Annotated in this window: 16 protein-coding genes; 9 read left to right on the top strand and 7 right to left on the bottom strand. The window is 61.3% G+C overall.

Annotated features, from left to right (window positions below; translation table 11 throughout):
• The first annotated feature begins 78 nt into the window (after positions 1-78).
• The 4 genes from bcsA to BTE54_RS11645 are packed head-to-tail and all read left to right on the top strand — an operon-like array spanning position 79 to position 8,154.
• Positions 79-2,268, top strand: a complete 2,190-nt coding sequence (gene bcsA, locus BTE54_RS11630) for a UDP-forming cellulose synthase catalytic subunit (protein WP_065655596.1) — start codon at positions 79-81, stop codon at positions 2,266-2,268.
• Complete coding sequence (locus BTE54_RS11635) at positions 2,265-4,778, top strand: cellulose biosynthesis cyclic di-GMP-binding regulatory protein BcsB (RefSeq protein WP_078052546.1); 2,514 nt, start codon at positions 2,265-2,267, stop codon at positions 4,776-4,778. Before bcsA ends, BTE54_RS11635 begins: the two co-directional genes overlap by 4 nt.
• Positions 4,775-5,830 carry a glycosyl hydrolase family 8 gene (locus tag BTE54_RS11640; protein WP_078052547.1) on the top strand — a complete coding sequence of 352 codons (1,056 nt, stop codon included), beginning with the start codon at positions 4,775-4,777 and terminating at the stop codon, positions 5,828-5,830. The genes BTE54_RS11635 and BTE54_RS11640 overlap by 4 nt, the downstream gene beginning before the upstream one ends.
• Positions 5,821-8,154, top strand: coding sequence for a cellulose synthase (locus BTE54_RS11645; RefSeq protein WP_198939134.1), 2,334 nt, complete (start codon positions 5,821-5,823; stop codon positions 8,152-8,154). The genes BTE54_RS11640 and BTE54_RS11645 overlap by 10 nt, the downstream gene beginning before the upstream one ends.
• 39 nt (positions 8,155-8,193) lie before the next feature.
• Here BTE54_RS11645 and BTE54_RS11650 read toward each other — a convergent pair whose 3' ends face one another.
• The gene (locus BTE54_RS11650) at positions 8,194-9,348 is read right to left on the bottom strand and encodes an amidohydrolase (protein ID WP_078052548.1); all 1,155 of its coding nucleotides are present in this window, start codon (positions 9,346-9,348) and stop codon (positions 8,194-8,196) included.
• 60 nt (positions 9,349-9,408) lie between these two features.
• Positions 9,409-11,055 carry a GNAT family N-acetyltransferase gene (locus BTE54_RS11655; protein WP_078052549.1) on the bottom strand — a complete coding sequence of 549 codons (1,647 nt, stop codon included), beginning with the start codon at positions 11,053-11,055 and terminating at the stop codon, positions 9,409-9,411.
• A gap of 234 nt (positions 11,056-11,289) precedes the next feature.
• On the opposite strand from BTE54_RS11655, the gene BTE54_RS11660 reads away from it, so the two are divergent.
• A complete protein-coding gene (locus BTE54_RS11660; protein WP_065655602.1) occupies positions 11,290-12,024 on the top strand; it encodes an SDR family oxidoreductase in 735 nt (244 codons plus the stop codon).
• A gap of 36 nt (positions 12,025-12,060) precedes the next feature.
• Complete coding sequence (locus BTE54_RS11665; protein ID WP_078052550.1) at positions 12,061-13,413, top strand: aspartate aminotransferase family protein; 1,353 nt, start codon at positions 12,061-12,063, stop codon at positions 13,411-13,413.
• 39 nt (positions 13,414-13,452) lie between these two features.
• On the opposite strand, the gene BTE54_RS11670 is transcribed toward BTE54_RS11665, so the two are convergent.
• Positions 13,453-13,890 (bottom strand): EamA family transporter, encoded by a 438-nt coding sequence (locus BTE54_RS11670; RefSeq protein ID WP_078052551.1) that lies wholly within the window; start codon positions 13,888-13,890, stop codon positions 13,453-13,455.
• 182 nt (positions 13,891-14,072) lie between these two features.
• Positions 14,073-15,419: a dicarboxylate/amino acid:cation symporter gene (locus BTE54_RS11675; RefSeq protein ID WP_003519920.1), complete on the bottom strand. Its 1,347-nt coding sequence runs from the start codon at positions 15,417-15,419 to the stop codon at positions 14,073-14,075.
• A 236-nt stretch (positions 15,420-15,655) separates the two neighbouring features.
• Between BTE54_RS11675 and BTE54_RS11680 the strand changes: the two genes are divergently transcribed.
• Both BTE54_RS11680 and BTE54_RS11685 read left to right on the top strand, forming a co-directional pair.
• Complete coding sequence (locus BTE54_RS11680) at positions 15,656-17,497, top strand: sensor histidine kinase (RefSeq protein ID WP_143240711.1); 1,842 nt, start codon at positions 15,656-15,658, stop codon at positions 17,495-17,497.
• Position 17,498: 1 nt separating this feature from the next.
• Positions 17,499-18,863, top strand: a complete 1,365-nt coding sequence (locus tag BTE54_RS11685; RefSeq protein ID WP_078052552.1) for a sigma-54 dependent transcriptional regulator — start codon at positions 17,499-17,501, stop codon at positions 18,861-18,863.
• A gap of 86 nt (positions 18,864-18,949) precedes the next feature.
• Here BTE54_RS11685 and BTE54_RS11690 read toward each other — a convergent pair whose 3' ends face one another.
• Positions 18,950-19,426, bottom strand: a complete 477-nt coding sequence (locus tag BTE54_RS11690) for a BA14K family protein (RefSeq protein ID WP_078052553.1) — start codon at positions 19,424-19,426, stop codon at positions 18,950-18,952.
• A 179-nt stretch (positions 19,427-19,605) separates the two neighbouring features.
• Between BTE54_RS11690 and BTE54_RS11695 the strand changes: the two genes are divergently transcribed.
• Positions 19,606-20,316 (top strand): GntR family transcriptional regulator, encoded by a 711-nt coding sequence (locus tag BTE54_RS11695; protein WP_003519916.1) that lies wholly within the window; start codon positions 19,606-19,608, stop codon positions 20,314-20,316.
• A 48-nt stretch (positions 20,317-20,364) separates the two neighbouring features.
• On the opposite strand, the gene BTE54_RS11700 is transcribed toward BTE54_RS11695, so the two are convergent.
• Both BTE54_RS11700 and alr read right to left on the bottom strand, forming a co-directional pair.
• Positions 20,365-21,621: a D-amino acid dehydrogenase gene (locus BTE54_RS11700; RefSeq protein ID WP_078052554.1), complete on the bottom strand. Its 1,257-nt coding sequence runs from the start codon at positions 21,619-21,621 to the stop codon at positions 20,365-20,367.
• Positions 21,622-21,628: 7 nt separating this feature from the next.
• Positions 21,629-22,795 carry an alanine racemase gene (gene alr, locus BTE54_RS11705; protein WP_078052555.1) on the bottom strand — a complete coding sequence of 389 codons (1,167 nt, stop codon included), beginning with the start codon at positions 22,793-22,795 and terminating at the stop codon, positions 21,629-21,631.
• Positions 22,796-22,886: the final 91 nt, after the last annotated feature.

The following is a 22,886-nucleotide window of genomic DNA, read 5'->3' on the forward strand; positions in this document are numbered from 1 at the left end:
GAAAGAGCACGCCAAGGCGCAGATCGCAAAAATTCCGGACCGAAATTCCGGGTGGGGAAGACAACGGAAAGTTTCTGGATGAGCAAGGCCATCACAATCATTGTCTGGTTACTTGTGTCGCTTTGCGTTCTGGCCATCGTCACGATGCCGGTCAGCCTGCAGACGCATCTGGTCGCCACGGCGATTTCGCTCATCCTGCTGGCGACGATCAAGAGCTTCAATGGGCAGGGGGCCTGGCGTCTGGTAGCGCTCGGTTTCGGCACGGCCATCGTGCTGCGCTATGTCTACTGGCGCACCACCAGCACGTTGCCGCCCGTCAACCAGCTCGAGAACTTCATTCCCGGTTTTCTGCTCTATCTGGCGGAAATGTACAGCGTTGTGATGCTGGCGCTCAGTCTCGTCATCGTGTCGATGCCGCTGCCGTCGCGCAAGACGAGGCCCGGTTCACCCGATTACCGGCCGACGGTCGATGTCTTCGTGCCGAGCTATAACGAGGACGCTGAGCTTCTCGCCAATACGCTCGCAGCGGCCAAGAACATGGATTATCCGGCCGACCGGTTCACCGTCTGGCTGCTGGACGATGGCGGCTCGGTGCAGAAGCGCAACGCCAGCAATATCGTCGAGGCGCAGGCGGCGCAGCGCCGCCACGAGGAGTTGAAGAAGCTCTGCGAGGACCTCGACGTGCGCTATCTGACGCGCGAGCGCAACGTCCACGCCAAGGCCGGAAATCTCAATAACGGTCTTGCCCATTCGACCGGCGAGCTCGTGACCGTGTTCGACGCCGACCACGCGCCCGCCCGCGACTTCCTTCTGGAAACGGTTGGTTATTTCGAAGAGGATCCGCGGCTCTTTTTGGTGCAGACACCGCATTTCTTCGTCAATCCGGATCCCATCGAGCGCAATCTGCGCACCTTCGAGACGATGCCGAGCGAAAACGAGATGTTTTACGGCATCATCCAGCGCGGCCTCGACAAGTGGAACGGTGCATTCTTCTGCGGTTCGGCCGCCGTGCTGCGGCGTGAGGCATTGCAGGATACCGAAGGTTTCAGTGGCGTCAGCATCACGGAAGATTGCGAAACGGCGCTGGCGCTGCATTCGCGCGGCTGGAACAGTATCTATGTCGACAAGCCGCTGATCGCCGGGTTGCAGCCTGCCACCTTCGCAAGCTTCATCGGCCAGCGCAGCCGCTGGGCGCAGGGCATGATGCAGATCCTGATCTTCCGCCAGCCCCTTTTTCGGCGCGGTCTCTCGTTTACGCAGCGTCTCTGCTACATGTCATCGACGCTGTTCTGGCTGTTTCCGTTTCCGCGCACCATCTTCCTGTTCGCACCACTGTTCTACCTGTTCTTCGATCTTCAGATTTTCGTGGCCTCGGGCGGCGAGTTTTTGGCCTATACGGCTGCCTATATGCTCGTGAACCTGATGATGCAGAACTATCTCTATGGCAGCTTCCGCTGGCCGTGGATTTCGGAACTTTACGAATATGTGCAGACGGTTCACCTCCTGCCCGCCGTCGTTTCGGTGATTTTCAATCCCGGCAAGCCCACCTTCAAGGTGACGGCGAAGGATGAATCCATTGCCGAGGCGCGGCTTTCGGAAATCAGCCGGCCGTTCTTCGTCATTTTCGCGCTGCTGCTGGTGGCGATGGCCTTTGCCGCCTGGCGCATCTACAGCGAGCCTTACAAGGCGGATGTCACGCTTGTGGTCGGCGGCTGGAACCTGCTCAATCTCATCTTTGCGGGCTGCGCGCTCGGTGTCGTTTCCGAGCGTGGCGACAAGTCCGCGTCGCGGCGCATCACGGTCAAACGGCGTTGCGAAGTCAAGCTCGAGGGTAGCGACGCCTGGGTGCCGGCTTCCATCGATAACGTCTCGGTGCATGGCCTGCTGATCAATCTCTTCGACAGCGCGACAACCATCGAAAAAGGCGCGACGGCCATCGTGAAGGTCAAGCCGCACAGCGAGGGCGTGCCGGAAACTATGCCTGTCAACGTGGTGCGAACGGTGAAGGGCGAGGGTTTCGTCTCGATCGGCTGTACCTTCTCGCCGCAACGCGCCGTCGATCACCGCCTGATTGCGGACCTGATCTTCGCCAATTCGGAACAATGGAGCGAATTCCAGCGGGTGCGCCGCAAGAACCCCGGCCTTATCCGTGGTACGGCCATCTTCCTCGCCATATCGCTCTTCCAGACGCAGCGCGGCCTTTATTATCTGGTCCGAACGCTTCGGCCTGCTCCCAGAGACGCCAAACCTGTCGGAGCGGTAAAATGATCGGCCGTAAACCCATCCGGGATTCTCTGGCAATGTTGGTATGGGGGGCCGTCGCCACGGGCGCGATGGCGCAGTCCTCGCCCTTCGACATGTCGCCGGAACGGCCCGCCCAGACGGCTCCGACACCCGTGCCGCCGTCCGCCGTCGCGCCTGCCGCGCCGCGTCAGCAGCCACCTGCCCAGATTCCGGCCCAAATTCCGGCCCAGACGCCGTCTCAGCCATCCGCCTCGCCGCCATTTGCGGTTCAGCCCGCGCCGCAGTCGCAACAGCGCCCAGCCGTTCCGTTGCCGCCGCTGGTTGCGGCTCCTCCGCGTCAGGAAGGCGCAAGACCTGTTCCTGCAACGGCCCCGTCGCTCAATGCCGACAGCCGCCGCCGATACATTCTGCCCTATGAAAAGCTCAGTCTTTCCGGGGAGATGGACCGGCGGCAATGGAGCATCTATCTGACGCCGGAGCAGGTAAACGCCGCCGTTTCGCTCAATATCGGGTATCAAAACGCCATCGTGGTCGCGCCGGAAAGCTCGAATTTTCAGGTCAGCCTGAACAATGTCGCGCTGGATCCGGCGCGTATCGAAGCGCCCGACAGCGAGGGCAATGTCTCCTTGAAGATACCGCCCGGCGTCTTGCAGGTCGGCTCAAATGTCGTGAGACTGGGCGTGCAGCAGCGCCACAGAACCGATTGCACGATCCAGTCCACCTACGATCTGTGGACCGATGTAGACCCTGCCAATACCTATATCGGCTTTAATGCGGATGTCGCCGGAAGCTTTGCCAATATCGACGATATTCAGGCAACGGGGCCGGATGGCAAGGCGATGACGTCTATCGAGATTGTCGCACCGGCGCTCGGCAATCCGGCATTTGCGGATTCTCTCCTGCGTCTTTCACAGGCGCTGGCGCTCAGAACCCAGATGCCGAACCAGACGATCCGTTTCGTGGCCGCTCCTTCCGCTGAACGCAAGGCGGGCACGCTGACGGTCTTCGTCGGAACGGCCCGCGAGATTGCCGGAATTGCCGGAACGCTGCCACCCGAGGCTTCGGCGGGGGCTTTTGCCGGCTTTGGCGCCGCCGCGCCGGGCGGTCTTTCGCCGCTTTTCGTCAGCGGCCCCACCCCGCAGGCGGTTCAGGCGGCAATTGAGACGCTATTTTCGTCGATATCGCGCACACCCGGTGCGCAGAGAACGACTTTTTCGACCCGAAGCTGGCATGCGCCGGATGTGCCGCTCGTCATGTCGGATCGCCGTATCGCGCTTTCCGAACTTGGTTTCGAAAGCACCGAATTTGGCGGCCGGCGTTTCCGCAACGAATTTTACGTCGGCATGCCAGCCGATTTTTATGCGTCCGCTTATGGTGAGGCGTCGCTTCTTCTCGATGCCGCCTATTCGTCGCAGGTATTGCCGGGCAGCCATGTCGATATCTACGTCAATGACCAGATCGCCTCGACCGTACCGATTTCCAACAATGGCGGCGGCATTTTCCGGCATCTGCCGATCAATGTGACGATGCGTCATTTCAAGCCCGGGCCGAACAAGGTGACCATCGAGGCAGTTTTGATGACGGCGCAGGATCAGGCCTGCGCGCCGGGCGCCCCTGCCAGCACGACGCCGCGTTTTGCATTGTTCGACACGTCGGAACTTCATATTCCGGACTATGCGCAGATCGGCCGCAAGCCGGATCTTGCCGCGATGGCGGGGGCCGGACAGCCCTATCGGACCGGCGGAGCGCCTGTTGCCCTGTCGCTCGACCGTTTCGACACCGATACCATGTCTGCGGCAGCCACGCTGATCAGCCGGCTGGCAAGCGTGGCGGGGCATCCCATCGACATCGAGACTGTCGCCTCGCCGCTGGTGATCGGCGATCGCGACGCGCTGTTCGTGGGCACGATTTCGCAATTCCCGCAGGCATTGATCGGCCAGTTCAATCTTGTTCCCTCCAGCCAGATATCCTGGAAAATGGGAACCGGCGTCCAGCCGCCCGCCCAAAGCAGCGAAACCCTTTTCAACGACTGGCGAGAGCGGGTGGACGGCGGTGTATGGGAGGGGCAGGTGTCTTCTCTCGAGGAATGGATGAAGCGGAATTTCGACCTGAGTTCGGATACGCTACGCTTCCTGCCGGCAGCCGAACAGCTCTATGCGCCGCCAAGCAATGTTTCCTTCATGCTGGCCCAGGGACTGAGCCCCTCCGGCGAAGGGGTGTGGACGCTTGCCACTGCGCCAACGTCCGCGGAACTTCTTGACGGGATGGCGGCGATGACGCGGGAAAACCGCTGGCGCAGTGTCACTGGACGTGTTGCCGCTTACGATGCCGCTGCCGAAAAACTTGAAACGGTGGAGGTGGAACGGCCGTATTTTTACGTCACGCGGGCGTTTTCCTTTTCCAACTGGAGGCTGGTCGCGGCCAACTGGCTGTCGTCCAACGTTCTTTCCTATTCGCTGGCGTTCATCGGCTTCGTATCTCTCCTCGGCCTCGCCACTTTCACGATGCTGCGCATGATGGGACGGCATCGATGAAGAACGGGATCTCGAAACTGGCCGGCATTTTCTTCCTGTCCATGATGACGGTGATTGCAGGTATTTCCGTCAGCCGCGCCGCTTCGGTTTCGCCGGAGGCGTGGTCTGCCTATAAAGGCGCGTTTCTCGATCCCGGCGGCCGCGTCATCGATACCGGCAACGGCAATATCAGCCATAGCGAAGGCCAGGGCTACGGCATGTGGCTTGCCGTGCTTGCCGACAACCTGTCCGACTTCGAGCTGATCTGGAGTTTCACGCGCACCGAGCTTTTGGTGCGTGACGACGGGCTTTCCGCCTGGAAATGGGATCCGCGCACCAGACCGCATGTAACCGATATCAACAACGCTACGGATGGCGATATTCTGATCGCCTATGCGCTGGCGCTGGCGGCCGGGCAATGGAACCGGCAGGATTATGCCGAAGCATCCGCGGCCATCGCATCCGCCATTCTCAAGAAGACGGTGGTGCAACGCGGCGGACGAACGCTGCTTCTGCCGGCGGCCAGCGGTTTCGACGAGGATGACCGGGAGGACGGGCCAGTGGTCAATCCTTCCTATCTGATTTTCGAGGCGTTTCCGGTGCTCAATCTTGTTGCGCCATCGCCGCTTTGGAAAGCGCTTGCCGATGACGGTGTGGCGCAGATGGGCACATTCGCTTTCAGCGAGAGAAAACTGCCGGCCGACTGGGTATCGGTGAAGACGAAGCCGCAGCCGGCATCGGGCTTCCCGCCGGAATTCGGCTATAATGCGGTGCGCATACCGCTTTACCTCGCAAGGGCGAATATGGGGTCGCCGGAGCTGCTCGCCCGGCTGAAAGGCGGCATGACGCTGGAAAGCGGCGCTGCCGGAACCTTCGACCTGAAGAGCGGAGCGGTCAAGGATGTGCTGTCCGATCCCGGCTATCGCATCATTCCGGCGCTCGCGGCCTGTGTCGGCGGCGGGCCGGCCGTTTCCGCCGAACTTAAAAACTTCCAGCCAACACTTTATTATCCTTCCACATTGCATCTTCTGGCATTGTCCTTTCTGGCAAGGAATAACGGGGAATGCCGATGAACAAGCCACTGTCGACCTCGGCTCTTATTCTGCTTCTGATAGCGCTCGCCGCCTTTCACTGGCGCGATAACATTCTGGGGCGGGTGTCGGACGTGCATACCTCGGCGGTCGGCGACAACCGGGCGGTACAGCGTGTTTTGCCGACGGCGGCCAATCCGGCGCAGATCAACGCTTTCGTCAAGAACCGTGAAATGGCGCAGGTAACGCAGCCCGCGACACCGCCGGTCACGGTGCCCGCGACCGACCCCTTGCCGGTGACACAGGCTGGCGGGCAGGCGCTGCAAACACAGACGGCGCAGGCGCCGGACCCTCGCGCCACCCAGCCTGCATCGGCTGATATGCCCGAGGTCGATCTGAGTGCGTTGCGCTATTTCGCGGCGAGGGGCGATACGCAGCGTCTTCAGGCCGAAATCGCGCGCCTGCGCGCGCTATATCCCAACTGGACGCCGCCTGCCGATCCTCTCGCCATTCCCGAAAATGGCGATCCACGGCTCGACGCCATGTGGCAGCTTTATACCGACGGCCGTTATGCCGAAGTGAGGAAGGCGATTGCCGACCGCCAGCAGGCGGAGCCCGGCTGGCAGCCACCCGACAATCTGACGGGCATGCTTTCCCTTGCCGAAGCGCGCCAACGGCTCGTCAATGCTTCCGATCTCAAGCAATATACGACAGTGGTGGATACAGCCGCCAATAATCCCAGCCTGCTGACATGCGGCGAGGTCGATGTGCTGTGGCGGGTTGCCGATGCCTTCGCCAATACCGACCGGATGGGACGGGCGCGGGACGCCTATCTCTACATCCTCAACAATTGCACGGTCGCCAGCGACAGGCTCGCCACCGTGCAGAAGGCATCCGCGCTTTTGCCGGCGGAAATGATGGACGAACTGCTGGCCAAGGAAAAACCGGGCGCCGATGGTCAGCTGGAATTCGAACCGGTCAAGAACGATCTCGCCCGCCAGTTCGTGGCCAAGGCAGGGGAGAAGGAGGGCATTGCCGTTCCTTCGGCCTATGTGATGCGGCTTCAGCGGCTTGCCGAGACCGACAAGCTTGCAAGCGACGCCCTGTTGCTCGGCTGGTACAATATCCGGCAGAAGAACATGGCGGAGGCGGAAAAATGGTTCCGCAAGGCGCGGGAAGAGGAAGACAGCGCATCGGCTTCGCAGGGGCTGGCGCTGGCGCTGATCGACCGTAACGAGCCGCGTGAGGCCGAGGACGTCATGTATAAATGGCGCAAGGCATCCGACGATGCGCTTGCGACCTATCTCGCCGCAACGGCCAATCTTCTGGCGCTGGAGCCGCCGGTCGTCCTGCCGCCGGAGGTGCTGCAACGTATCGCCGCCGAAACGGTGGCGCAGAAGGATGCGGCGACGGCGCAGCAATTCGGCTGGTATTCGCTTGCCTTCCGGCAGACGCCGCTTGCTTTGCAATGGTTCAGCACGGCCCTTGGCTGGAAACCCGATGATGAGCCGTCAGCCTACGGCATGGCGGTCAGCTATCACGATCTTCGCAATCTCGCCGGCCTGCGTGGCATCCAGCAGCAATGGGGAGGCCGTTCGCAACGTATCGCTGATGTCGGAACGGCGCGCATGGTGGACCAGCCCGGGCAGGCGGTTGCTCCCATAACCGCGCCGCCGGTTGTCGCACAGGTAACGGCGCCGCCCGTGCAGACCAGTGCACCGCAGGGTGAGACGGCGGTGGTTTATAACCCGCCTGTCGTCCAGCAGCCTGAGCCTTCGCGCAAGCAGGCGCGCCGCGCCGTGCAGGTGCAAAGGGAAACCAGCGCCGCATCTCGCCCGCGTTCCTGCGCGACCTATCCCGATCCGCAACGTCTGCCGCCACAGCAGGCGCTCGATCTCGGCTGGTGCCTGATGGAGACGAACCGGCCGGCGGAGGCTCTGAAAGCTTTCGAATCCGCAATTGAAAGCGGTCAATCCAATGTCAAAAGCGACGCAGCCTACGGCCAGAGCCTTGCCTATCTGCGCATGGGCTTGACGGACCATGCAGCCGTCTCGGCGACGAAATCGCGTATGGATCGCCCACGCGCGACGGAGCTGCAGGTTTCGATCCTTGCCGATCGAGCGGTCTCCGCATTCGGGTCGAAGCGATATGCCGAAACGCTTCTCCTGCTCGACCAGCGGGCGCGGCTGGCGGATGAGCGCACGGACCTGATGGTGCTGCGCGGTTATTCCTACCTCGCCATGCGCCGTTATGGTGAGGCCGCCCAGATTTTCGAAAGCCTTACAGCTATCGGAAACAAGGATGGCATCCGGGGGCTGGCTGCGGTGCGCGCCGCCCGGCCGAGCAACGGTCCCCAGGGCGGCTGACGGGCGGCTGATCGCGGCTGGATATAGCAGCAGTCGCTGCTATCCCGCGTCGGTGAGGTTGCGGATGATGCGCATGAAGATGCGCGCGCCGGTGCCGATCAGCGCATCGGGAAAGTCGTAATCCGGATTGTGCAGGTTGGGATAGTCTTGGCCTGCGCCGAGAAAGAACATCGCCGATGACGAAACGGCGCGAAAGCGGCCGAAATCCTCCGAAGCCCGCATGGGCAGCCCCTCCGAACCGTGGGAGATTTTCTCCTCGTCCAGCGCGCGCCGGATATGCCCGACCGCGTCAGGCGCATTTTCGCAATGCAGGAAAATATCGTCATAGGTGATGTCGAGAGTCAGCTGCTGTTCGTCCGCCACCTTTTTAGCCAGAGTTTCCGCAGCCTCGCAGAGTCTTTCCATCCGGTCGTCGGTCAGTGTCCGCAGTGTCGCCCAGATTTCAGCATCGGCCGGGGAAATTCCGAAGGCGGCTTCGCCCATTACGGCATGGGTGATCGTCACCATCGAAAAATCGGGCTCTGGCGGAAAACCGGAGCCCAGTTCGGCCAAGGCCGGCATCAGCCGGGATATTGCCCGCATCGGGGAAATGCCATGTTCAGGTGAAGACGCATGCGCCGTCTTGCCGGAAAGGTGGATTTTGACCCCGCGCGACGCGCAGTTGACCGGTCCTTCCACCACGCTGACATGGCCGAAAGGCAGGCCGGGCAGGTTATGGAGCGAAAAGGAATAATCCGGCTTTATCTGCCCAAAACGCGGGTCGGCGAGGACGGCGGCGGCGCCCGCGCCGGTTTCTTCCGCCGGCTGGTACAGAAGGATGACGCGACCTGTCGCGGGCCGCTGCCGGGAAAGGCCGAGCGCCAGCGCCGTCAGAATGGTGGAGTGGCCGTCATGGCCGCAAAGATGGCCTTTGCCATCAGTGCCGGAGCGGTATTCGGCGTCACTCTTTTCGTGAATGGGCAGGGCATCGAGTTCCGAACGGATGAGGATCGCCGGGCCGCTTTTACCGCTGTCATAGACCGCAGCCACGCCATGGCCGCCGAGATCGGCGAAAAGCCGGTCGGGCTGCGCCTGCTCGAGGAAAGCGCGGATGCGCCGCGCCGTTTCCTTCTCCTCGCCGGAGATTTCCGGATGACGGTGAAGATCATGGCGAAGCTCAATGAGATCGAGCATGTCCTTGTTGGTCAGAAACATCAAAAATCCTTGTAAGTCGTCCGGCCGGTTTTTCCTGCCGCAACTTACAGGGCGTTGCCTTTAATGCAAAACCTTTGGCGGGTGCCAGCGTTTGCCCGCCGCTTTCGGCTTGATGGCGAGCGTGACGACATCGGCTGGCAGCGGAACCTTGGCTTTTGCCAGTTCCAGCCGGGCAAGGGCTGCACGGGCCTTTTCCGCATATTCCAGATGTGCCGCATCGTCCGAATGATAGTGCTGCAGCCTGTCGAGGATTTCCGCACCTTCCATCGTTCTTTCGGCGGCAATCAGCGCCACGGCGCATTTGTAAAGCGCTTCCCGGTGGAAGGGCGCGCGATTGGTCACCTGGCGGAAGGCCTCGGACGCCTCGTGGTAGTGCTGCTGCGCCAGCCGGGCCTCGCCGATACGCAGCCAAAGGACGACGGGTTCCTGCCCGGCGGCCAGAAGGCTGAGAAAGGCGATTTCGGCCTCGCGGAATTCACCCCGGTCGAACAACAGATTGGCGAGCCCGAATTGCGCGCCGAGATGGTCCGGTGCCGCAGTCAGCACCTGGGCGAAGGCAATATTGGCGGCCGCCTTCTGGCCGGTCTTATAGAGTTTGAGGGCCTGTTCGTAGACAAAACGGATGCTGCGCGGGTGCAGCGTGCCGCCGAGATTTTCGCCCGAGCGGGTGCGGAACAGCGTGCAGCTCAGCTTCTGCTCCTCCGGCCCAAAGAAATATTTGTAAGGCTCGTTGCCGCGCAGGAAATCATAGGTTTTGAAACCCTGCTCGATTGCCCTGCGAATGCAATGGCCATGCAGCACGAGCCCGGGGGAAGGGGTCTTCCAGTTCTCGTCGCGGCCGGTAATGTAGAACAGGACCGATTTCTTCTGGCGGTCGATGATATTGGCGAGCGCGCCGAGCGGCTGGTCGTCGAACCACAGCACCGGCACTTCCAGGTCGCCACGGATATAGACGTCCATCAGCATCTGCCGTGTCGCACCGATCAGGAGTTCCGTGCGTTCCTTGCCTTTGTGCGGCGCCCAGCGGATGCGCCAGAAATCGAACAGGATGTCCATGTCCCGCTTGATTGTTTCCCTCGTTGCAAAGGTGATGCGATATTCGTCGCCGCCTTCCACTTTTCTCAGGAAACGCCTCAGCTTCTGCCGGGTCTGGCTGCTCATATGACTGTCGAGATAGCCGTCGAACGTGTCCGGCAGCGTCACCACCGGGCAGATGCAATTGTTGATGTTGTAGGGGTTGGTTGGCATGTTGTCGCGAAACATGACGAGCGGGCCCTGAAGTGCCCGGATCATAGCGTCGCGGCGTTCCGGAGGGCCGGAAAGATAATCGAGCTTCAGCTCGGTCCAGTTTTGCTGGCGGATATAGGAACAGAAACCGGCGACTGCGTGATTTTCATAGTCCGGCAGGGTGATGAAACCGGTGTAATCGGCCGCCGCATTGCCGGCCATGACGATGCTGTCGTGGAAACGTCCGGTTTTTTTGTCCGGTTCGGTGACGATGCGCAGCGGGAAAAACGCAACATAGGGCGAGCCTTCCGCCCGTTCGCGCAGCGCAAGAATGAACCAGCGCCTGCGGCGCGGCATGTAGTCCCTCAGCCACCCCCAGGAGAGGAAATGCCGGGCATGGGGATCGGCCATGAACACCGCATCCCAGTTTTCGCGGATCGCCTCGAAGCCGGCGTCCGTGTCGATGATATCGATACGCATTCGTCCCCCTCCCAATACTGATCACACATTCGGGAGGCTTCATTTTATGGGTAAACGGTCGGCTTCAAATATTCCCTTCGGGTGAAAGCCGTGCATCAAATGGGATTAGCCCGTCGCCGATCCGCCATCGCTGCGCCGCGACAAAAAAGACCTTGTCAGCCGGTGGCAGCGCTCTAACATGCGGGGCTGAATGCGCGGCCGGCTCAACGGTCCGCATGGCACAGGAGTTCTCATATGGCTGTTCCTTATATGCTTCTTACCGGCGCAAGCCGCGGAATAGGGCACGCCACCGTCAAGCTGTTTCAGGAAAAGGGCTGGAGGATTCTCACCGTATCGCGGCAACCCTTCTCCGAGGAATGCCGTTGGCCGTCGGCGCGGGAGAGCCATATTCAGGCCGATCTGGAGGACCTGTCCCGCATTGACGATCTGGCGGACGAGGTGCGTTCACGCCTGCCGGAGGGAAAGCTTGCGGCGCTTGTCAACAATGCCGGAATTTCGCCGAAGGGCGAGGGCGGAAGCCGTCTCGGTGTCATGGATACGACGGCGGAAATCTGGACGCGGGTGCTGAACGTCAATCTCGTTTCGACGGCGTTGCTCGCCCGCGCGCTTTTGCCGGAACTGGAAGCGGCAAAAGGCTCAATCGTCAACGTCACGTCGATTGTCGGCTCACGGGTGCATCCTTTTGCCGGCGTGGCCTATGCCACGTCGAAGGCGGCGCTTGCGGCGCTGACGCGGGAACTTGCGCATGAGTTCGGCCCGCGCGGCGTGCGCGCCAATGCGATTGCGCCGGGCGAGATCAACACCGCCATCCTCTCCCCCGGAACGGCCGAGCTGGTGGAAGCCCAGGTGCCGCTCGGGCGGCTCGGCACCACGGCCGAGGTGGCGCAGACCATCTATTTCCTGTGCTCGGAACAGTCGAGCTACATCAACGGCGCGGAAATTCACATCAATGGCGGCCAGCACGTCTGACACGCCGAGCATCAACCGAAAATGGAGCCTTCATCGATGACCATCCTGCCGAATTCCTTCGAGGCACGCGATATCGCCTATCAGATGCATCCGAACGTCAATCTGCGCAAATTCGAAAAGACCGGCGGTCTGGTGATCGAGAGCGGCGAAGGCATCTATGTAACCGACAGCAGCGGCAAGCGCTATATCGAGGCGATGGCGGGGCTGTGGTCGGTGGCGCTCGGCTTCGGTGAACAGCGGCTGGTGGACGCGGCGACGAAGCAGATGCAGAAGCTGCCCTATTACCACACCTTTTCCTACAAGACGCACGGCCCGTCGGTTGATCTCGCCGAGCTGCTGATCGAGCTTTCACCGGTGCCGATGTCCAAGGTGCATTTCACCTCCTCCGGCTCCGAGGCTAACGATCTTGTCGCCAAGATGGTCTGGTATCGCTCGAACGCGCTGGGCAGACGGGACAAGAAGAAGATCATCGGCCGCATCAAGGGGTATCATGGTGTGACGATTGCCTCGGCCTCAATCACCGGCCTGCCGCGTAACCATGAAAGCTTCGACCTGCCGCTGGACCGCATGTTGCATACGGCCTGCCCCTCCTATGTGCATTTTGGAAAGGAAGGGGAAAGCGAGGCGGATTTCACCGCGCGTATCCTGAAAGAGCTGGAGGATTTGATTCTTCGCGAAGGCCCGGAAACCATTGCCGCTTTCTGGGGCGAGCCGGTAATGGGCGCCGGCGGCGTTCTTTTGCCGCCGGAAGGTTATTGGGCTGGCGTACAGGCGATCCTGAAGAAATACGATATTTTGCTTGTGGTGGATGAGGTGATCTGCGGTTTCGGCCGAACCGGCAAGATGTTCGCCTGCGAGACCTATGGCATCAAGCCGGATGTGCTTGTCGTCTCCAAGCAGATTTCGTCGTCCTATATGCCGCTTTCGGCTATCATCATGAATGACAATTTCTACCAGCCGATTGCCGATGAATCCGACCGTATCGGCTCCTTCGGCCATGGTTACACTGCCTCCGGCCATCCCGTCGCAACAGCTGTGGGACTGGAAAACCTAAAGATCATTCAGGAGCGCGATCTGGTCGGTAACGTCGCCCGGCTGGAAGGCAAGTTTATCGATCATCTTAAGGCGCTCGCCGATCACACGCTCATTCATTCCTCGCGCGGTATCGGCCTGATCGGCGCGCTGGAGGTGAAGCCATGGGAGGGCATGAAGCCCGGCGATACGACGCTGGCTCTTGCTGCGGCCATCGAGGAGGAGGGTGTCATCACGCGGCCTATCGGCGAGTCCATCTGCTTTTGCCCGCCGCTCATCATTACGGCCGAACAGCTGGACGAGCTGTTTGCCGGTGTGAAGCGTGGTCTCGACAAGGTTGCGGCTGCCCGAGGCTGATAACTTCAGCGATTGTGCCGGCCGGTTTATCCGGCCGGCCTATCCCCGATAGGCCACAAGCACCGCGCCGCAGGCGATCAGCACCACGCCGAGCCAGTTGGGCAAAGACAGCCTTTCGCCCAGAAACAGCACCGCAAAGACGGCAACAAACACGACGCTTAGCTTGTCTATGGGCGCGACGCGGGCGGCGTCTCCGAGTTTCAGCGCCCGGAAATAACATATCCACGATGCGCCGGTGGCCAGTCCCGAAAGCACGAGGAACAGCCAGGTTTTACCCGAGATGGTGGAAGGCTGCTGCCAGTTGCCGGTGATGTAAACCATCAGGCCGGCGGCGGCGAGAATGACGACGGTGCGGATGAGAGTGGCGAAATCGGAATTGACGTTCTCGATGCCGACCTTCGCAAAGATGGCGGTGAGCGCCGCAAAGGCTGCCGATAGCAGCGCCCAGAATTGCCAGGCCAGAAACAGGTTCTTCATGCCGCCACTCCGCTTATCGCATTTGTTCCGCTTCGGCTCTACCGCATCTTCCGGCCGATAAAAACCCCGTTTAGTGGGCGCGAGCCTGAACAAAGAAAGCCCGGCGCATCCTGTCGATGCGCCGGGCTTCCATATGTGCCTGCCCGGAGAAACCGGGACAGGCCGGACCTTGGGAGGTCTTATTATTCCGCGGGCTGCACCGAAGCCGGAAGCTGATCCACATCGGCGATGCCGGTGAATTCTTCCTGGCCGCTCAGCACGCGGGCGAGCTGATCCTGATCCAGTTCGCCTTCCCAGCGGGCGACGACGATGGTGGCAACTGCGTTGCCGACGAAGTTGGTGAGGGCGCGGCATTCCGACATGAAACGGTCGATGCCAAGGATCAGCGCCATGCCGGCGACCGGAACCGAAGGCACAACAGAGAGGGTTGCCGCGAGCGTGATGAAGCCCGCGCCGGTGATGCCGGCGGCACCCTTGGAGGAGAGCATGGCCACCAGCAACAGCAGGATCTGTTCGCCGAAGGAGAGGTGGATACCGGTCGCCTGCGCGATGAAGAGGGCCGCCAGCGTCATGTAGATGTTGGTGCCATCAAGGTTGAAGGAATAACCGGTGGGGATGACGAGACCGACGACGGAGCGCTTGCAGCCGGCCTTTTCCATCTTGCTCATCAGGCCCGGCAGGGCAGCTTCGGAAGAAGAGGTGCCGAGAACCAGAAGCAGTTCTTCCTTGATGTAGCGGATGAGCGCGACGATGGAGAAGCCGTTGTAACGGCATACCGCACCGAGAACCACGAACACGAACAGGAAGGACGTGACGTAGAAGGTGCCGATCAGCATCGCGAGGTTGGTGACGGAAGAGATGCCGTATTTGCCGATGGTGAAGGCCATCGCGCCGAAAGCGCCGATGGGGGCGGCCTTCATCAGGATCGCGACCAGCTTGAAGATCGGATACATCAGGGCGTGCATGAAATCGGTGACGGGCTTGCCCTTTTCGCCGACGATGCCGAGCGCGATACCGAACAGAACCGAGAAGAACAGCACCTGCAGAATGTCACCGCTGGCGAAAGCGCCGACGATGGTGGTCGGGATGATGTTCATCAGGAAGCCGGTGATGGTCTGCTCATGGGCCTTGTCGGCGTAGGTCGCGACTGCCTTGGCATCCAGCGTGGCGGGATCGATATTCATGCCCGCGCCCGGCTGCACGGTGTTGGCGACGATGAGGCCAACGATGAGCGCGAGCGTGGAGAATACGAGGAAGTAGATCATGGCCTTACCGGCCACGCGACCCACCTTTTTCATGTCGTTCATGCCGGCGATGCCGGTTGCGACAGTGAGGAAGATGACGGGCGCGATGATCATCTTGACGAGGCGGATGAAGCCGTCGCCGAGCGGCTTCAGCTGTTCGCCGAAGGCCGGATAGAAATGGCCGAGCGCGATACCGGCGATGATGGCCACCAGAACCTGGAAATACAGGTGCTTGTAGAATGGCTGCTTGGCGTGGCCTGCGGCCACGGCTGTCGTATCGATCATGTTTTTTCCTCCTCGGCCTCACCCTGCCTTTATTGGCCTCCCGGGATCGCCGTGACGTTGACGGCTTCGCGCCGATTGCGGAGTCATGTGCAATACGCATGCCAGACTTGCTTATTTGGTGTAACTGGCTGATTTCAAAAGTAGTTTCTATTGGCGCTTCATTGGCCCACATGCGTTTGTGCGGAATTCCGGACAAAATCTCTTGCGGTCTGTGCGTAAATCCGCACAATTGTCGCATGACCTATCAGGATCTGGCATCTCATTCCCATGCGAAGCGGCGGGCCCAATGGCTGGCGCTGGCGGGCCTGTGGCTGCTCGTCAGTCTTGGCGTTCTGCTGGTGGCCGATGAGTTCGCCCGCAATCAGGCGATGCGCATGGCCGGTTCCGAGGCCGCCACGGATGCCGAACTGAAGATCGCGCTCCTGAATGTCGCGCTGGAGCGGCCGCGCGCCATTCCGCTTGTCCTCTCCGGGGATCCCGATCTTGCTGCTGCGCTGGATGGCGGCGGTGCTCCTGCCCTCGACCGGTTGAACCGCAAGCTGGAGGGGCTGATCGAAGGCACACAATCCTCGGTGATTTATGTGACCGGGCCGACCGGATTGACCATCGCGTCGAGCAACTGGCGGCAGGATGACAGCTTTGTCGGCTCCAATTATGCTTTCCGCGAATATTTCCAGGCGGCGATGAAGACCGGCATGTCCGAACATTATGCTCTCGGCAATGTCAGCCGTCGCCCGGGTCTTTATATCTCCCGCCGCATCGATGCCGCCGATGGGCGGCCGCTTGGCGTCGTCATTGCCAAGGTCGAGTTCAACCGGCTGGAGACAGACTGGAACATCGGCGGCAAGCCGGTCTATGTGGTCGACAGAAACGGCGTCGTGCTGATGACCAGCGTGCCGGAATGGCGCTTCAAGACCGTTGCGCCGATCGATGAGGCGCGGCGGAAAATCATCTCCGAGAGCCTGCAATTCGGCAATGAGGCGCTTTCAACGCTGCCGTTTCGCGCGGCGCGGCGCGCGAGCGAGGATGTTCCGCTCATTCATGTCGATGAGCCGGGGAGGGAACGCGGCGATTATCTGCGGCTGGAAGTGCCGGTGCCGACCACTTCATGGACGCTGCACTATCTCCAACCGGTCGCGCCGGCGCTGAATGCCGCCATCCGCGAGGGCAGGGTGGTGGCGCTGGCGACGCTGATGCCGCTGATGGCGCTTTCGGCCCTGTGGCTGTGGCGCAGGCACAAGGCGCTCAAGGAAAAGGAAGAGGAGCAGCGTGCCCGCGCCGAGCTGGAAATGAAGGTGCAGGAGCGGACCCGCGACCTTACGAAGACCCGCGATCATCTGCAGGCCGAAATCGCCCTGCATGAAAAGACCTCGGGCGAGTTGCGCAATGTGCAGCACGAACTGGTGCAGGCCAACCGCCTTTCCATTTTGGGGCAGGTGGCGGCGGGCGTGGCGCACGAAATCAACCAGCCGGTCGCGACCATCCGCGCCTTTGCCGACAATGCCCGCACCCTGCTGAAACGCGACCGCATGTCCGAGGCCAACGAAAATCTCGAAAACATCGCGGCGCTGACCGAGCGTATCGGCACCATTACCGGCGACCTGAAAATATTGGCGCGCAAGGGCCGCACCGCCGCCGAACCTGTCAGCGTTCGACTGGTCATCGAAGGTGCGGTCATGCTGTTGCGCAGCCGTTTTTCCGGGCAGATGGATGCGCTGGATATCGTGTTGCCCGATCAGGACCTGAAAGTGCTCGGCAGCCGTATCCGGCTCGAGCAAATTCTCATCAACCTTCTGCAAAACGCGCTGGAAGCCACTGAAGAGACTGGGGCGGCGCGTGTCGAAGTTCGTGTGCGCGAGGAAGGCGATATGGTCGTGCTTTCCGTCAGCGACAATGGCACGGGCATTCCCGAAGCCATCCGCGCCCAGCTTTTTTCGCCCTTCAACACCTCAAAGGAAAGCGGCCTCGGCCTTGGTCTCGTTATCTCCAACGATATTGCCTCGGATTATGGCGGGCGCATCGAGGTGGCGAGCAGCAAGGCGGGCACATGTTTTTCCGTATTTCTGAAGCGAGCATGACATGACGGTGGACGGAACCATATTCTTGGTGGACGACGACTCCCAGCTGCGCAAGGCGATGGTGCAGACGCTGGAACTCGATGGATTGCCGGTCACGTCGTTTTCCCGCGCAGAACAGGCGCTTGCGGCTTTGAACGAGGATTTCGACGGCGTCGTCATCACCGATGTACGTATGCCCGGCATGACCGGGCTCGAATTTTTCGACCATGTCCGCAAGATCGATGCCGATCTGCCGGTTATTCTCATCACCGGCCATGGCGATGTGCCGATGGCGGTCGATGCGCTTCACAATGGAGCTTATGATTTCATCGCCAAGCCGTTTCCCGCTGAACGCATGGTGGAAAGCGCCCGCCGGGCGCTGGAAAAACGCCGCCTCGTGCTGGAAAACCGGGCGCTTCGCCGGGCGGCGGGACAGGCTGAGGATGATTTACCGCTGATCGGCCAGACGCCCGCCATGGAGCGCCTGCGCACCACGCTCAGGCACATTGCCGATACGGATGTGGATGTGCTGGTGGCGGGCGAGACCGGCAGCGGCAAGGAAGTGGTGGCGACGGCCCTTCACCGCTGGAGCAAGAAACGCTCAAAGGGCAATTTCGTGGCACTGAATTGCGGGGCGCTGCCGGAAACGGTGATCGAGAGCGAGCTCTTCGGCCATGAGCCGGGGGCTTTCACCGGCGCGCAGAAAAAGCGCGTCGGCCGCATCGAACATTCGAGTGGCGGCACCCTGTTTCTGGACGAAATCGAAAGCATGCCGCTTGCGGTGCAGGTGAAGATGCTACGCGTTCTGGAAATGCGTGAGGTCTCGCCGCTGGGGTCGAATGAGGAGCGGCCCGTCGATATTCGCGTGGTCGCGGCGGCCAAGGTCGATCTCGGCGATCCGTCCGAGCGCGGCACGTTTCGTGAGGATCTCTATTACCGGCTGAATGTGGTGACGCTGTCCATTCCGCCGCTGCGCGAACGCAAGGCGGATATTCCGCTGTTGTTTTCCCACTTCGTCACCAAGGCGGCCAACCGTTTCAACATGGCGGTGCCGCAGATCAGCGCCGGCATTTCCCGCCGCCTTAACGACCACGACTGGCCTGGCAATGTGCGCGAACTCGGACATTTCGCCGAAAGGGTGGTTCTGGGGCTGGAGACGGAACCGGCGACGGCGCCTGCGTTGCAATCCACAATCCCCGCTTCCGGAACGCTGCCGGAGCGCATGGATGAGATCGAGGCGCGCATCATCCGCGAAACGCTGGAACAATCGAATGGCGACGTGGCGGAAACCATCGCCACGCTCGGCATCGCACGCAAGACCTTTTACGACAAGCTGCAGCGCCACGGCATCAACCGGGCGGATTATGTGAGGAGCGGCACGGCGTAAGATGGCGCGAAGCGCGCATGAAAAAGCCGCGGACGTTTCCGTCCGCGGCCTGGCAATAACGGTAACCGTGTTGAAGGTCTTCCCGATCAACCTGCGACGCAGAAATGGCGCTGGCCGTCATAATCCGTATAGGTGCCGGTGCGGGTGTTGAAGCTCCGGTAACGCTGCGAGCAATAGTCGTACCAGGCGTTGGTCCAGGGCTCGATGGTGCGATAGGTGCGGCGCTGGTTATAGACAGGGCGGCTGTCGTAAACCGGCTGGGCGCGATAGACGGGTGCCGGGCGGTAAACCGGCTGAGGTGCTGCGCGATAATAACGGTAATCCGGCTCTTCATCGATATAGCTCGGCTCGTCCACATAAACGCGCTCTTCGTAAGCTGGCGCCGGACGCGACATTGCGGAGCCCACGGCGACACCGGCGGCAAGGCCGAGCACGCCACCAAGAATGGCGGCATCGCGACGGTCGCGGCGGTCCCAGTCGCCAGCGGATGCGCTGCTCAAGGGAACGATGGTGGCGGCGGCGACGGCGACGGCCAGAACTGTTTTAGCTGCAAAGGACGACATGGTGTGTTCTTCCATACAGGTGGCAGGGCGCTGCCAGTTGCAAATTCGATGGTTAAGGAAATACAGCCCGGCTGCTGAACGGGCGCTGAATGAATTGTGGCAGACCGGCGGCGGCCCGCAATTCCTGTTTGCGCGCGACGCACTTCGCGCTAGAACTCAAGAACAAACAGGACGCACCGATGAGCCTTTCCCAGATAACCGTCAATTCCGACACCTCGCATGAAGACCGTGCCCAGGCCATTCGCGATACGCTGCGCGACGCCATTGTCGACCGGCGGCTGGCGCCGGGAACCAAACTGTCGGAATCGGAAGTGGGAACGCTGTTCGATGTCAGCCGTACGGTGGTGCGCGCCGCACTTCAGATGCTGGCCTATGAGGGGCTGGTGAAGGCCGAGCGCAACCGGGGCGCCTTCGTCTCCAATCCCACGCCGGATGAAGCGCGGCAGGTGTTCGCTTCGCGCCGGTTGATCGAACCCGGCGTCGTCGATGCCGCAATCGAAAAAATCACGCCTGCGGCGGTGAAGCGGCTGCGTGAGCATCTGGTGCAGGAAAGCCGCCACCAGCATGAGCGCGGCCCGAGCGCCAGACGCGCGGAAATCAAGGCATCGGGCGATTTCCACCTGATGCTGGCCTCGCTTGCCGGCAATGCTATCCTTGAAAAATTCATGGACGAGCTGGTCGCCCGCTCGTCGCTGGTCATTGCGCTTTACGGGCGCTCGGGTGTTTCAAGCTGCGGCCACAACGATCACGCCGATCTCCTTGATGCGCTTGAGGCGAAGGATACGGCAAAGGCCCGCGCGCTGATGTTGCAGCATCTCGACCACATCGAGGCCGATCTCGACCTGCGCATGATGGAAGGTCTGGCGCTGAAGGATGCGCTGGCGCTCTGATTGACCGCCATCCCCGTCGCGGAACGGGAATGGCGGGTTGATTGCGCGTCAGGCGGCGTAACGGCTGATCGCCAGATCGTGCGTGTCGATCTCCGGCTTGTTGCCGCTGATGAGATCGGCAAGCACCCGGGCGGAACCGCAGGACATGGTCCAGCCAAGCGTGCCGTGGCCGGTGTTGAGATATAGATTGCTGTAGCGGGTGGCGCCGATGACAGGCGTGCCGTCCGGCGTCATCGGACGCAGGCCGCACCAGAATTTTGCCTGGGTCTGGTCGCCCGCGCCGCCGAACAGGTCTTCCACCGAATGGGCCAGCGTTTCCTGCCGGGCCGCTGGCAAATCCTTGCTGAAACCGGCGATTTCCGCCATGCCGCCGGCACGGATGCGTGAGCCGAGGCGGGTAATCGCCACCTTGAACGTCTCGTCCATGACCGTGGAAACGGGCGCGCGCTCCTTTTTCACGATTGGAACCGTTATGGAGTAACCCTTGACCGGGTAAACCGGCAGGGTAAGGCCAAGCTGGCGCACGAACTGCGGCGAATAGCTGCCCAGTGCCGCCACGAAAATATCGGCCTCCACCAGCCCGCGGGTGGTCTCCACAGCCTTGACGCGCCCTGCCTCGACGATGGGGCGCATGATGCCGGTATCGTAAAGGAAGGTAACGCCCGCCTCTTCGGCCATGCGGGCAAGTTCTGTCGTGAACATGAAGCAATCGCCGGTCTCGTCGCCGGGCAGGCGCAGGCCACCGACGATCTTTTCCTTCGAAGGAGAAAGACCGGGTTCTATGGCGGCGCAGCCGTCGCGATCGAGAATCTCGAAAGGCACGCCGCCTGCCGTCAGCACGTCGACATCCTTGCCGATGGCATCGAACTGCTTCTGGGTGCGGAACACCTCCAGCGTGCCCTGCATGCGCTGGTCATATTCGATGCCGGTCTCTTCGCGCAGCGCCATCAGACAATCGCGGCTATATTCGGCAACGCGCACCATGCGGCTCTTGTTGATGGCGTAACGCGCCGAGGTGCAGTTGCGCAGCATCTGGCTCATCCAGCGCCATGCGGCCGGATCGGCAGTTGGGCGGATGATGAGAGGCGCGTGTTTCATGAACAGCCATTTCATCGCCTTCACCGGAATGCCGGGCGCAGCCCAGGGCGAGGAATAGCCGGGCGAAACCTCGCCGGCATTGGCGAAGCTGGTTTCGAGCGCTGCGGCCGGCTGGCGGTCGATCACCGTCACCTTGTGTCCGGCTTTGGCCAGATACCAGGCGGATGTCACGCCGACAACGCCGGCTCCGAGGATAGTGACGTTCATGATCGTCTCACTTGTGATTGACTGATGTTGAAGCGGCTGCCGGGGTTTCTCCCGGCTGAATATAAAGGCGTCGATAGCGGCGTCCGAGGCCGGTCAGGATTTCATAGGCGATCGTGCCCGCATCCTCGGCAATGTCTTCCAGCGTCTGGTCCGGACCGATCATCTGCACAAGGCTGCCCTGGGTCAATGTTCCTTCGGGCAGGGCGGATATGTCGAGAATGATGCTGTCCATGGAAACGCGTCCCGCAATCGGCAGTCGCACGCCGTTATACCACGCCGTGCCGCGATTGCTGAGCGAACGCGGCAGGCCGTCAGCGTATCCGGCGGCGATGGTTGCCAGACGCGTCGGCCCGGCCGCTTCGAAGGAGCCACCGTAACCGACCAGCGAACCGGCGGGAACGGTGCGGGTCTGGATGACGGCCAGATCGAGGCGAACGACCGGCTTCATCGGGTTGGGGCGTGCAACGGAGGGCGCGCCGCCATAAAGCGCGATGCCGGGGCGCAGCAGGTGGTTGTGGTAATCATTGCCCAGAAAGATGCCGCCGGAATTCGAAAAGCAGACGGGCGCTGCGGGAAAGGCAATGGCGGCTTTGCGCATCACCGCAAGCTGCGCGGCATTGGAGGCATGGTCCGGTTCGTCGGCGCAGGCGAGGTGGCTCATGACGAAGGTGATGTCGATACCATTCAGCAATTGCGGCCGGGAGGCTAGGATTTCAAGTTCTTCGGGAGAGAGGCCGAGACGGCACATGCCGGTATCGATCTGCACCGCGGCGGTGAGCGTCTTGCCAAGCTTCCTGGCGTGGGCCGACCATTGGGCGATCTGCTCCAGCGAATTCAGAACCGGAGTGATGGCCATGGCGGCGCAGGAAGTCTCGTTGCCGGGCTGAAGACCGTTGAGAACAAAAATCCGCGCTTCTGCCGAAAGCCGCAGTCGCAACGCCAACGCTTCATCGATATGGGCGACGAAGAAATTGCGGCAACCCGCCTCGAACAGGACCTGCGAGACGATATCCGCGCCGAGACCATATGCATCGGCCTTGACCACCGCTGCCGTCTGCGACGCAGGCGCCATGGCCGCAAGGGTCAGATAATTGTCGCGCAATGCGCCGAGATCGATGGTCAGATGACCGCTTGCACCACCGGCGGCCTGCTGGCGGCTGATCTGCATGTCCATGGTCGTTCACCCTCATTTTTATCCCATGAGGGTATTGCAACGATTGTCGAATTTCTTGGCGATTGTTCGAAGAAAATGCGATAGAATTCAC

The organism is Agrobacterium sp. YIC 4121, assembly GCF_002008205.1.
GTDB lineage: Bacteria > Pseudomonadota > Alphaproteobacteria > Rhizobiales > Rhizobiaceae > Agrobacterium > Agrobacterium leguminum.